At 58.0% G+C, this 12,088-nt stretch carries 12 protein-coding genes; 9 read left to right on the top strand and 3 right to left on the bottom strand.

Annotation, left to right across the window (positions count from 1 at the left end; genetic code table 11):
* The first annotated feature begins 32 nt into the window (after positions 1 to 32).
* The 6 genes from ydcS to ACZZ0A_RS01890 all read left to right on the top strand — a co-directional run bounded on the left by ydcS (position 33) and on the right by ACZZ0A_RS01890 (position 7,426).
* Positions 33 to 1,184: a putative ABC transporter substrate-binding protein YdcS gene (gene ydcS, locus ACZZ0A_RS01915; protein ID WP_463542453.1), complete on the top strand. Its 1,152-nt coding sequence runs from the start codon at positions 33 to 35 to the stop codon at positions 1,182 to 1,184.
* A 281-nt stretch (positions 1,185 to 1,465) separates the two neighbouring features.
* Positions 1,466 to 2,503, top strand: a complete 1,038-nt coding sequence (locus ACZZ0A_RS01910; protein WP_463542452.1) for an ABC transporter ATP-binding protein — start codon at positions 1,466 to 1,468, stop codon at positions 2,501 to 2,503.
* Positions 2,504 to 2,519: 16 nt separating this feature from the next.
* Entirely contained in the window at positions 2,520 to 3,440 is a 921-nt protein-coding gene (locus tag ACZZ0A_RS01905; RefSeq protein ID WP_007908947.1) for an ABC transporter permease, read from the top strand.
* Positions 3,430 to 4,239, top strand: coding sequence for an ABC transporter permease (locus ACZZ0A_RS01900; protein WP_007908948.1), 810 nt, complete (start codon positions 3,430 to 3,432; stop codon positions 4,237 to 4,239). The genes ACZZ0A_RS01905 and ACZZ0A_RS01900 overlap by 11 nt, the downstream gene beginning before the upstream one ends.
* Before the next feature lie 51 nt (positions 4,240 to 4,290).
* Positions 4,291 to 5,715: a gamma-aminobutyraldehyde dehydrogenase gene (locus ACZZ0A_RS01895; protein WP_463542451.1), complete on the top strand. Its 1,425-nt coding sequence runs from the start codon at positions 4,291 to 4,293 to the stop codon at positions 5,713 to 5,715.
* Positions 5,716 to 5,941: 226 nt separating this feature from the next.
* On the top strand, positions 5,942 to 7,426 hold the full coding sequence (locus ACZZ0A_RS01890) for an APC family permease (RefSeq protein WP_463542450.1): 1,485 nt from the start codon (positions 5,942 to 5,944) through the stop codon (positions 7,424 to 7,426).
* Positions 7,427 to 7,485: 59 nt separating this feature from the next.
* Here the strand turns inward: ACZZ0A_RS01890 and ACZZ0A_RS01885 are convergent, their stop codons facing one another.
* The gene (locus tag ACZZ0A_RS01885) at positions 7,486 to 8,043 is read right to left on the bottom strand and encodes a hypothetical protein (RefSeq protein ID WP_007908951.1); all 558 of its coding nucleotides are present in this window, start codon (positions 8,041 to 8,043) and stop codon (positions 7,486 to 7,488) included.
* Between the two features lie 5 nt (positions 8,044 to 8,048).
* Entirely contained in the window at positions 8,049 to 8,630 is a 582-nt protein-coding gene (locus tag ACZZ0A_RS01880; protein WP_007908952.1) for a ComF family protein, read from the bottom strand.
* 347 nt (positions 8,631 to 8,977) lie between these two features.
* Here ACZZ0A_RS01880 and ACZZ0A_RS01875 point away from each other — a divergent pair, with 347 nt between their 5' ends.
* Together ACZZ0A_RS01875 and ACZZ0A_RS01870 are read left to right on the top strand one after the other, a co-directional pair.
* Positions 8,978 to 9,490, top strand: a complete 513-nt coding sequence (locus ACZZ0A_RS01875) for a BRO-N domain-containing protein (RefSeq protein ID WP_463542449.1) — start codon at positions 8,978 to 8,980, stop codon at positions 9,488 to 9,490.
* A gap of 84 nt (positions 9,491 to 9,574) precedes the next feature.
* Positions 9,575 to 9,781 (top strand): hypothetical protein, encoded by a 207-nt coding sequence (locus ACZZ0A_RS01870; protein WP_134174828.1) that lies wholly within the window; start codon positions 9,575 to 9,577, stop codon positions 9,779 to 9,781.
* On the opposite strand, the gene ACZZ0A_RS01865 is transcribed toward ACZZ0A_RS01870, so the two are convergent.
* The gene (locus ACZZ0A_RS01865; protein WP_007908956.1) at positions 9,778 to 9,963 is read right to left on the bottom strand and encodes a hypothetical protein; all 186 of its coding nucleotides are present in this window, start codon (positions 9,961 to 9,963) and stop codon (positions 9,778 to 9,780) included. The two genes, ACZZ0A_RS01870 and ACZZ0A_RS01865, sit on opposite strands and share 4 nt — an antisense overlap.
* 392 nt (positions 9,964 to 10,355) lie before the next feature.
* Here ACZZ0A_RS01865 and ACZZ0A_RS01860 point away from each other — a divergent pair, with 392 nt between their 5' ends.
* Entirely contained in the window at positions 10,356 to 11,984 is a 1,629-nt protein-coding gene (locus tag ACZZ0A_RS01860) for a glucan biosynthesis protein D (protein WP_034154835.1), read from the top strand.
* Positions 11,985 to 12,088: the final 104 nt, after the last annotated feature.

Genomic DNA, 12,088 nt, shown 5'->3' with positions numbered 1-12,088 from the left:
CCCGACCATAATTTAAAGAAGAGGGTTCAACCATGTTCGTGCACAAGACCACACTGCTCAGTGCAATCACCACGGCCCTGCTGGCCAGCGCAAGCATTTCAGCCGCCGAGCCGCTGAAGGCTGTCGGCGCTGGCGAAGGTCAGCTGGATATCGTTGCATGGCCGGGTTACATCGAACGTGGCGAGAGCGACAAGGCTTACGACTGGGTCACCGGTTTCGAAAAAGAAACCGGCTGCAAGGTCAATGTGAAGACCGCTGCAACCTCCGACGAAATGGTCAGCCTGATGGCCAAGGGCGGTTATGACCTGGTCACCGCGTCGGGCGATGCCTCGCTGCGGTTGATCGTCGGCAAACGTGTGCAACCGATCAACACTGCGTTGATCCCAAACTGGAACACCCTCGACCCGCGCCTGAAAGACGCGCCGTGGTACGTGGTCAACCAGCAGACTTACGGCACCCCGTATCAATGGGGCCCGAACGTACTGATGTACAACACCAACGTGTTCAAGACCGCGCCGAGCAGTTGGAGCGTGGTGTTCGCCGCGCAGGATTTGCCCGACGGCAAATCGAACAAGGGCCGCGTACAGGCTTATGACGGGCCGATCTACATTGCCGATGCGGCGCTGTATCTGAAGTCGACCAAGCCCGAATTGGGCATCAAGGATCCGTACCAACTCACCGAAGATCAGTACAAAGCCGTGCTCGACCTGTTGCGCGCGCAGCAGCCGCTGATCCACCGCTACTGGCACGACACCACGGTACAGATGAGCGACTTCAAAAACGAAGGCGTGGTGGCGTCGAGTGCCTGGCCGTATCAGGTCAACGGTTTGATGAACGAGAAGCAGCCGATTGCTTCGACCATTCCGAAAGAAGGCGCTACGGGTTGGGCTGATACCACGATGCTGCACGCCGAGGCCAAACACCCGAACTGCGCGTACAAGTGGATGGACTGGTCGCTGAAACCGAAAGTCCAGGGTGATGTGGCGGCGTGGTTTGGTTCGTTGCCGGCGGTGCCAGCGGCGTGCAAGGAGAGCGAATTGCTGGGTGCTGAAGGTTGCAAGACCAACGGTTTCGACCAGTTCGACAAGATCGCCTTCTGGAAAACCCCGCAGGCTGAAGGTGGCAAGTTTGTGCCGTATAGCCGCTGGACCCAGGACTACATCGCGATCATGGGTGGCCGCTAAGCCCGGGAGCACCTCGGTCTAGCTCCCTTTCCCCCTCGCCCCCCTGGGGGCGGTCCGACGTTTCGGGAGGGCTGGGGTGAGGGGGTAGCTTTTGCCTTTGCTCTTGATTGAAGGGCAACGGCCAATAAAGCCACCCTCACCCCCCACCCTCTCCCGGAGGGAGAGGGAGCTAAAAGCAATTTCAGCGCCCTGCACACCTACTGTAGGAGCTGCCGCAGGCTGCGATCTTTTCGACGCACACACGACTTTTTTGAAAGCCCGTTTTACCGGAGCACCGCACCATGACGCTTGCAGTCCAGTTCACCAACGTTTCCCGGCAGTTCGGCGAGGTGAAGGCCGTTGACCGGGTTTCCATCGATATCGAGGACGGCGAGTTCTTTTCCATGCTCGGCCCTTCCGGCTCGGGCAAAACCACCTGCCTGCGCCTGATCGCCGGGTTCGAACAACCGAGCGCCGGCTCGATCCGCATCCACGGCGCCGAAGCGGCCGGGTTGCCGCCGTATCAACGTGATGTAAACACGGTGTTTCAGGATTACGCGCTATTCCCGCACATGAACGTGCTCGACAACGTCGCTTACGGATTAAAGGTCAAAGGTGTCGGTAAAACCGAGCGCCACAAACGTGCCGAAGAAGCCTTGGACATGGTCGCCCTCGGCGGTTATGGCGCGCGCAAACCGGTGCAATTGTCCGGCGGTCAGCGCCAGCGCGTGGCCCTCGCCCGCGCTCTGGTCAATCGTCCGCGTGTGCTGCTGCTCGATGAGCCGTTGGGGGCACTCGATCTGAAACTGCGCGAACAAATGCAAAGTGAATTGAAGAAGCTGCAACGCCAGCTCGGCATCACCTTCATCTTCGTCACTCACGATCAAACCGAAGCGCTGTCGATGTCCGATCGCGTCGCCGTGTTCAACAAGGGGCGCATCGAACAAGTCGACACGCCGCGCAATCTGTACATGAAACCGACCACCACATTCGTGGCTGAATTCGTCGGCACCTCGAACGTGATTCGCGGCGATCTGGCCCGCCAAATCAGCGGCCATCCGCAGCCGTTTTCGATCCGTCCGGAACATGTACGTTTTGCCGAAGGCCCGCTGGCCAGTCACGAAATCGAAGTCAGCGGTCTGCTCCATGACATCCAGTATCAGGGCAGCGCCACGCGTTATGAATTGAAGCTGGATAACGGTCAGACCCTGAGCATCAGCCACGCCAACAATCAATGGATCGACAGCAGCGCACAGCACCAGACCGGCCAGCGTCTGAGTGCGCGTTGGGCGCGGGAAGCGATGATTCCGTTGCACGACACCGTGACGAGCGGGGTTTGATATGAGCACGCTCGCGATGACTGCATCGCCGCCGTTGCGCCGGTTTTCCAACCTGCTCTACCGCAAGCCCAACCTGTACTTGTCGATGCTGCTGGTGCCGCCGTTGCTGTGGTTTGGCGCGATCTACCTCGGCTCGCTGCTGGTGCTGTTGTGGCAGGGTTTCTACACCTTCGACGACTTCACCATGGCGGTCACGCCGGACCTGACCCTGGCGAATTTTGCCGCGCTGTTTCAGCCGTCGAACTTCGACATCATCCTGCGCACGCTGAGCATGGCCATCGTCGTGTCGATCGCCAGCGCCATCGTTGCGTTCCCGATTGCCTACTACATGGCGCGCTACACCACGGGCAAAACCAAGGCGTTTTTCTACATCGCAGTGATGATGCCGATGTGGGCCAGTTACATCGTCAAGGCGTATGCGTGGACGTTGCTGCTGGCCAAGGGCGGCGTGGCGCAGTGGTTCGTGCAGCACCTTGGATTGGAGCCGGTGTTGCAGTTCATTCTGGGGATTCCCGGAGTGGGCGGTAGCACCTTGTCGACCTCGCATCTGGGGCGGTTCATGGTGTTCGTTTATATCTGGCTGCCGTTCATGATTCTACCGATTCAGGCGTCGCTGGAACGTCTGCCGCCGTCGCTGTTGCAGGCCTCCGCTGACCTTGGGGCCAAGCCGCGTCAGACCTTTATGCAGGTGATCTTGCCGCTGTCGATTCCGGGCATCGCCGCCGGTTCGATCTTCACGTTTTCGCTGACCTTGGGCGACTTCATCGTGCCGCAACTGGTCGGGCCGCCAGGTTACTTCGTCGGCAGCATGGTGTACGCGCAGCAAGGTGCGATCGGCAATATGCCGATGGCCGCCGCGTTTACGTTGGTGCCGATTGTGTTGATCGCGGTTTACCTGTCCATCGTCAAACGACTGGGGGCCTTCGATGCGCTCTGAAAGGGCTTCAATCGGGCTACGAATCGCAGCCTGGGGCGGGCTGGTGTTTCTGCACTTCCCGATCCTGATCATCTTCCTTTACGCCTTCAACACTGAAGAAGCCGCGTTCAGCTTTCCGCCGAAGGGCTTCACGCTGCACTGGTTCAGCGTGGCGTTTTCGCGGCCGGATGTTCTGGAGGCGATCAAGCTTTCGTTGCAGATCGCAGCCATCGCCACGTTGATTGCGATGGTCCTCGGCACCTTGGCTTCAGCAGCGTTGTACCGCCGGGATTTCTTCGGCAAACAAGGCATCTCGCTGATGCTGATTTTGCCGATTGCGCTGCCGGGGATCATCACCGGGATCGCACTGCTGGCGACGTTTAAAACGCTGGGGATCGAGCCGGGGATGTTCACCATCATCGTCGGCCACGCGACCTTCTGCGTGGTGATCGTCTACAACAACGTCATCGCCCGCCTGCGCCGTACTTCGCACAGTTTGATCGAGGCCTCGATGGATCTCGGCGCCGATGGCTGGCAGACCTTTCGCTACATCATCCTGCCCAACCTCGGCTCGGCGTTGCTGGCCGGCGGCATGTTGGCGTTTGCGCTGTCGTTCGACGAAATCATCGTTACCACGTTTACCGCCGGGCATGAGCGCACGTTGCCGTTGTGGCTACTTAACCAACTGAGCCGGCCACGGGATGTACCGGTGACCAACGTCGTCGCCATGCTGGTGATGATGGTGACGATGCTGCCAATCCTCGGCGCGTATTACCTGACGCGTGGTGGCGAGAGCGTCGCCGGCAGCGGCGGCAAATAACCGAATAACGGTTTCGGCAGAACAATAAAAGTATTAGTGAGGACAACAGACATGCAAACCAAACTCTTGATCAACGGCCAACTGGTCAACGGCGAAGGCCCGGCGCAACCGGTGCTCAATCCCTCGCTCGGCGAAGTCCTGGTAGAAATCAACGAAGCCAGCGAAGCCCAGGTCGATGCCGCCGTGCGCGCCGCCGACAACGCTTTCGCCGACTGGTCGCAAACCGCGCCGAAAGACCGTTCGCTGCTGCTGCTCAAACTCGCCGACGCCATCGAAGCCCACGGCGAAGAACTGGCCAAACTGGAATCCGATAATTGCGGCAAACCCTACAGCGCCGCGCTCAACGACGAGATTCCGGCGATTGCCGACGTGTTCCGTTTCTTCGCCGGCGCCAGCCGTTGCATGAGCGGTTCGGCCGCTGGCGAATACCTGCCCGGCCACACCTCGATGATCCGCCGCGATCCGGTCGGCGTGATTGCCTCCATCGCGCCGTGGAACTATCCGCTGATGATGGTCGCCTGGAAAATCGCCCCGGCGCTGGCCGCGGGTAATACCGTAGTGCTCAAACCGTCGGAACAAACCCCGCTGACCGCGTTGCGTCTGGCCGAACTGGCGTCAGAAATCTTCCCGGCTGGCGTACTCAATCTGGTGTTTGGTCGTGGGCCTACCGTAGGCAGTCCGTTGGTCACACACCCGAAAGTGCGCATGGTTTCGCTGACCGGCTCCATCGCCACGGGCGCCAATATCATTTCCAGCACTGCCGACAGCGTCAAACGCATGCATATGGAACTGGGCGGTAAGGCGCCGGTAATCATCTTCGATGACGCCGATATCGGCGCGGCGGTGGAAGGCATTCGTACCTTTGGTTTTTACAACGCCGGGCAGGACTGCACCGCCGCGTGCAGGATTTATGCGCAGCAAGGTATCTACGACAAGTTCGTCGAGAAACTCGGCGCGGCGGTCAGCAGCATCAAGTATGGCTTGCAGGATGATCCGTCGACCGAACTGGGGCCGTTGATCACTGCACAACATCGCGACCGTGTTGCCGGGTTTGTCGAGCGTGCCGTGGCGCAGTCGCACATTCGTTTGATCACTGGTGGCAAGGCTGTCGACGGTAACGGGTTCTTCTTTGAACCAACCGTTTTGGCCGATGCGCAGCAGGACGACGAGATTGTCCGTCGCGAAGTGTTTGGGCCGGTGGTTTCGGTGACTAAGTTCACCGATGAAGCGCAGGCGCTGGAATGGGCGAACGACTCGGATTACGGCCTCGCCTCCTCCGTGTGGACGGCAGATGTCGGACGCGCCCATCGCATGTCGGCGCGCTTGCAGTACGGCTGCACGTGGGTGAATACGCACTTCATGCTCGTCAGCGAAATGCCCCATGGCGGTCAGAAATTGTCCGGCTACGGGAAAGACATGTCCATGTATGGGCTGGAGGACTACACCACGGTTCGGCATGTGATGTTCAAGCATTAACAGCGAAAAGATCGCAGCCTGCGGCAGCTCCTACATGATGGACACCGCTCTTCTGTAGGAGCTGCCGCAGGCTGCGATCTTTTCCGCGACACACGGACGATGTCGGCGATTCACCACCAGGCTTCACAGAAACCAAAACAATAACTACCGAACCGGGCGGCGCCTGCAAAGCCTCGCCACGGCTTCGGCCATCCGAAATCTGCCGATTTCACGGAGCAAAACACACATGAGTGCCTCACCCGATCTCGCCACAGCCGTTGCCGACAGCGATGCCGAACAACTGCGCAAACTGGGCTACACCTCGAACTTCAACCGCAGCATGAGCCTGTGGGAAAACTTCGCTTTGGGCTTCACTTATCTGTCACCGGTCGTAGGGGTTTATACCCTCTTCGGCCTGTGCCTCGCCGCTGGCGGCCCACCGATGTTCTGGGCCTACTTGCTGGTCGGTTGCGGCCAATTGCTGGTGTGCCTGATCTTCGGCGAAGTGGTTTCGCAGTTCCCGATTTCCGGAGGTGTTTACCCTTGGGCACGCCGGTTGGTCGGTAAAAAATGGGCATGGATGGTCGGCTGGATCTACTCCATCGCCCTCTGCGTCACCATCGCTGCCGTTGCGGTCGGCGCTGGCCCATACCTGGCCGCCATGCTCGGTTTTGAGCCGAGCAACAACACCAACATCGTCATCGCCCTGGTGCTGACCCTGTTCGCCACACTGGTCAACCTCAGCGGCACCAAAGTGCTGGCGCGCATCGCCATGTTCGGCTTTCTCTGCGAACTGGTCGGCGCAGTGATCGTTGGTGTTTACTTGTTGGTGTTCGAACGCCATCAACCGCTGAGCGTGCTGTTCAACACCTTCGACATCAGCGTCGACGGCTCGTACCTGCCGGCGTTCCTCACTGCCTCGCTGGCGGGGATGTTCCTCTACTACGGCTTCGAGGCTTGCGGCGACGTCGCCGAAGAAACCCCGAACCCGAGCGCAAAAATCCCGGTGGCCATGCGCATGACCATCTACATCGGCGGCATCGCAGCGATGTTCGCCTGCCTGGCGCTGATCCTCGCCGTGCCGGACATGCAAGCGGTGATCAACGGCACCGACAAAGACCCGGTCACCACCATCCTCAACAACGCCTTCGGCCCGGTCGGCTCGAAAGTGGTGATGGGCGTGGTGATGATTTCCTTCATCTCCTGCGTCATCAGCCTACAGGCCGCGGCGAGCCGTCTGCTGTACTCCTACGCTCGCGATGAAATGGTCATCGGCAGCCGACTGCTGAAAAAGATTTCTCCTACCACCCAAGTGCCGGTTGCCGCACTGTTCGTGTCCGGCGTCTTGCCCGCGCTGATCATCGCCCTCGGCTTCTTCCTGCAAGACGCCGTGGCCACCATCGTCAGCTTCGCCGCCATCGGCATCTACCTCGCATTCCAGATGATCGTCCTGGCTGCACTGTACGCCCGCAGCAAAGGCTGGAAACCAAGCGGAAAATTCACCCTCGGCGCGTGGGGCTGGCCGGTGAACATCGGCGCGCTGGTGTACGGCGTTGGCGCAATCATCAACATGGCCTGGCCACGTACGCCGGATGCGGCTTGGTATGTGAACTATGCGATGGTGTTGAGTACTGCGATCGTGATTGGGTTGGGCTTGGTTTACATGTGGATTGGCAAGCCGTATGACCATGGCAAGGCGCCGGCTGGGGATGCGTGGAAGGTGAGTCGCTAAGAGCCTGTGATCCCGGCACCGACAAGGTGCCGGGATCACAGGCAAGCCGTGAAACATCATCAAAAAGAAAGCTCTGCCTGATCGTGCTTCAACAGGGAAATACGGTCGAACAGTTTGATTTTTTCATTGGCTTTTTGCTTGGCGTGATCGGACATGAATGCAATCAACTCTTCGAGCTGACTAACGTCTCCGACTACTTTGAATTGCTTTTCCTTGTTGACGAAAACAAGCGACTTCTTCTTTCTCGACAACAATTCAATGACGTTGCTGAGCGTACCGGTGCTCTTTGCATCCCAGATCATCAAGCCGTAGTCAGCCGCTTCGGCCATGACGACGTCTTTCTCGGTGAAGAAAGCTCTCGACCCTTTGGAATGCTTGGAGTCGACTGTTCTGGCGGGCCAGTGCCCTAGGTTGTTCCTCGGCGCCGAACCGCTGCAGAACACCGTGGTTCTGGATCGTTCGAGACTCAGCAGGTACTCCTGAATGGAGGTATCGGCGCCCCCAGCATCACCCACCACCACCTCAAAATCTGACGCTACGATATTATTGATGCGCTCTTTAACCTTCGGATCAAGGTTCTTGATGTTGATAGAGCCGGCAATAAATACAGTCGTCATTGAATTCACTTCCAAGTTAGCGCTGCGACGTAAATTTTCCCTACCTTCGGATATTTACGCAAAACAGCGCAGGCCGCGTCCATGGACGCCCCGCTATCAAACAAATCATCTACAACCAAAACATTCCAGCGCCCATCAGTGGTGATTTCATCATTGACGCTGAAACTGTCTCCAATCGCAGCAACCTTGTCTGCTTTCGAATGCAAATCCTTGAGCGACTTTCCCGTGGTCGCTTTTCGAAGCAAATCCGAGAAAACCGGCCGACCGATAATTCGTCCCAACGCCTGGGCAACCTCAGTTACCGGTTGTCGCTGACGAATATTTGAAGCAGGCATAGGCACTACAAACCCGACCTGATCCAGTTTTGGGAAGACATTTGTCGCTACTGCCTGAGCAAGTGGGCTGACCTGAGTCCAGTCCTTCTGGTATTTGAGCCGGTAGGTCGCCTCGCCAATCTCAGTGCGCTGATTATCGAAGCATGGGTGTCCGCGATCATCGTTGCCAAGAAAGGTACTACTTACCATGTGTTTGTCCAGCACCCAGCCCTGATCCCAAGGGCCGTTGATCTGCTTGAGAGACACCTTCATTGAATTCTCCGTTATTCCTAACAATCCTTTGAGCCCTGAAACCAAGGGCCGAGCATCTGCAGCGATGCGCAAGATTCAAACAAATAACGGAAAAAACACTGGTTAGGGGCGGGCTCGCTGGCACCTATGCAAAAACAGGCATTTCCTACAGATACGACCCTCAGAGATAAATCCTCTTTCCTACAGAAGGTATCGATAGAGCCGACTTGGCGTAGTAGGTGGCTAGCCGATAGGCTTTCTCTCGGCAGCGAAATCAGCGGCCCGGTGTCGGAGCCGGAGTAAATATCAAAACGGCGTGACCGCACTCATTTGAGTGGCGGCTCTATTCTCAATATTGGAGTCGAAAAATGCCTAACCACGTACAAATTCCTTCTGAAAGCTCCGCTTTCTTCACCCCCGTCGTCTTCACCCGCCACAACCGTTTCCTCCACGCCTTCATGCAAGATCACGAAACCTGGTTCTGTGTTCAGGATCTCGGTCGCTTGATGGGCTATCCGCTGAACGAACGCCTTACTCTGAAACTCGATCCCGACCAGCGTCGCCATGTCCTTCTGCGTCGGGACGGCGAAATCATCGATTGCGCGATGGTCAGCGAATCCGGCCTGTTCGCCCTGCTCGTCCATCACTTCGTCCCGGAAAACCGACACCTGCGCCAATGGCTGAGCCATGAAGTCATCCCGATGCTGCGCGAAACTCAATCAAGCCCTGTGGAAAACCACCCGAGCTTGAGCTCAATGCATTGGGCAGGCGTCACCGTGCCGTTGCTGCACTGGCAACAGCAGGCGTGGGTCAAATGGCGGGATGTGCCGGAGTTAATGCACGGCCAACGGCCGTATCCGGTTCTGGGCACTTGCAGCTAAGGCTCATAAACAAAAAACCTGTGGCGAGGAAGCTAGCTCCCTCGCCACAGGTTTAGCGTGTCCCCTCTAGCGAGTTGAATTCAGATGAGTAGAACTGTTCTCAAATGTCCTCAGATTGAGGAAGTCATTCCCTGTGATGAAAGCTTTGCGATCTCTTACCTGAAACTAAACGACAGTGCCGAGCTTCAGAAAGCCATTGCCGTCGGCATCGACGATGCCGACGCAGGCAATTTGATTGACCTGGCCAGCGTAAAAGCCAAATGGCTTTCCCGGTGCCCACCCCAGCGTTAAAACCGCGAAACACTCCGCATCGCATCCACCAGGTACCGCATCGCAATCCGGTCGTTCTCCGAAAGCTCCCGATATCGCTCAACCAGCTTCACTTCGTCAGAGCTGAGCCGACGCCTTTTGCGGCCGCTGCCGAGGCAGGGAAAGATGCCCAGCATGTCGGTGATACCTTGTATTTTTGCCATGGACGATGTCCTTCAATACTTCAAAGAATTGCTAAACCACCACATCGCCCTGCCCCTTACAGCAGCGCCGTGTGCCCTACCGGTCAGCACCGGTCATGCCCATAGAATAGAAATTAAATCGGCGCTGAAAAGCGGTTTTTAGAGTAATTAGTCGAAAAAAGCAGATATGCCGTGTAAATCAGAACGCCCTGTCAGATTTTTAACCGACATGTCTTGTTTCATTGACACACTGGCGCGGTGAATCAACGAATTTTGCATTGCGAGCGAACCGTTTAAGCTAGCGGGCATCTGTTAATAGTCCGTTGCGTTTGGCCGAAGGCTTGTCCGAACCGTTATTTCTGATCCAGCACGTGCCAGGAACGGCGCGGGATTGCACACGACAGGTTGTATTTATGCATCGCAGGAATTTGCTCAAAGCGTCCATGGCCATTGCGGCTTACACCGGTCTTTCGGCCACTGGCCTGCTGGCCAGCCGTGCGTGGGCGGCCAATGGCGGCGCCGCCGATGGCGAGGCGCAGGCCTTCGACTTCGAAGCGCTGAAGCGCCAGGCCAAGCAACTGGCTGGCAGCGCCTATCAGGACACCAAACAGGTGCTGCCGCCAACCCTGGCGACCATGACCCCGCAGAACTTCAACGCGATCCGCTACGACGGCGAGCATTCGCTGTGGAAGGAAAACAAGGGCCAACTGGACGTGCAGTTCTTCCATGTCGGCATGGGGTTCCGTCAGCCGGTGCGCATGTACAGCGTCGACGCCAAGACGCGCACTGCCCGCGAAGTGCATTTCCGCCCGGCACTGTTCAACTATGAAAACACGTCAGTCGACACCCAGCAGCTCAAGGGTGACCTCGGTTTTGCCGGCTTCAAGCTGTTCAAAGCGCCAGAGCTGGATCGTCACGATGTGTTGTCGTTCCTCGGTGCCAGCTATTTCCGTGCGGTAGACGCCACTGGCCAATATGGCCTCTCGGCGCGCGGCCTGGCGATCGACACGTACGCGAAAAAACGCGAAGAATTCCCTGACTTCACCAAGTTCTGGTTCGAGACCCCGGACAAGAACGCCACCCGATTTGTGGTGTATGCCCTGCTCGACTCGCCAAGTGCCACTGGCGCTTATCGTTTCGACATCGATTGCCAGGCCGAGCGCGTGGTAATGGAAGTCGATGCGCACATCAATGCGCGCACGGCGATCGAGCAATTGGGCATCTCGCCGATGACCAGTATGTTCAGTTGCGGCACCCACGAGCGCCGCATGTGCGACACCATCCACCCGCAGATCCACGACTCGGATCGTCTGGCGATGTGGCGCGGCAACGGCGAGTGGATCTGCCGTCCGCTGAACAACCCGGCGACTCTGCAGTTCAACGCGTTTGCCGACACCGATCCGAAAGGTTTCGGTCTGGTGCAGACCGACCACGAGTTCGCCAACTACCAGGACACCGTCGACTGGTACAGCAAGCGTCCGAGCCTGTGGGTTGAACCGACCACGGCGTGGGGCGAAGGCTCTATCGATCTGCTGGAAATTCCTACCACCGGCGAGACCCTCGACAACATCGTGGCGTTCTGGACACCGAAAAAACCGGTGGCTGCCGGGGATTCGTTGAACTACGGCTACAAGCTGTACTGGAGCGCGCTACCGCCAGTGGGTACGCCGTTGGCACGGGTGCACGCGACCCGTTCCGGCATGGGCGGTTTCGTTGAGGGCTGGGCACCGGGCGAGCATTATCCGCCGGTTTGGGCCCGTCGCTTTGCCGTGGACTTCACCGGTGGTGGTCTGGATCGTCTGCCGCAGGGCACCGGGATCGAGCCGGTGGTGACCTGCTCGAACGGCAAGGTGCAGGACTTCAGCGTGCTGGTGCTGGATGACATCAAGGGTTACCGGATTCTGTTCGACTGGTACCCGACCAATGACAGCGTGGAGCCGGTGGAGCTGCGCTTGTTCATTCGCACCAATGACCGCACGTTGAGCGAGACCTGGCTGTACCAGTACTTCCCGCCGGCGCCGGACAAGCGTAAGTACCCTTGATGATTTGAGGCGCCTGCACGGGCCTCATCGCTGGCAAGCCAGCTCTCACAGTGTTTGGTGTTGATCACAATTTTTATGTACGACGCCAAACCTGTGGGAGCTGG

The organism is Pseudomonas sp. AC242 (assembly GCF_979258655.1).
The sequence above is the reverse complement of the archived record's forward strand: the minus strand, read 5'-3'. Positions and strand labels throughout refer to the sequence as shown.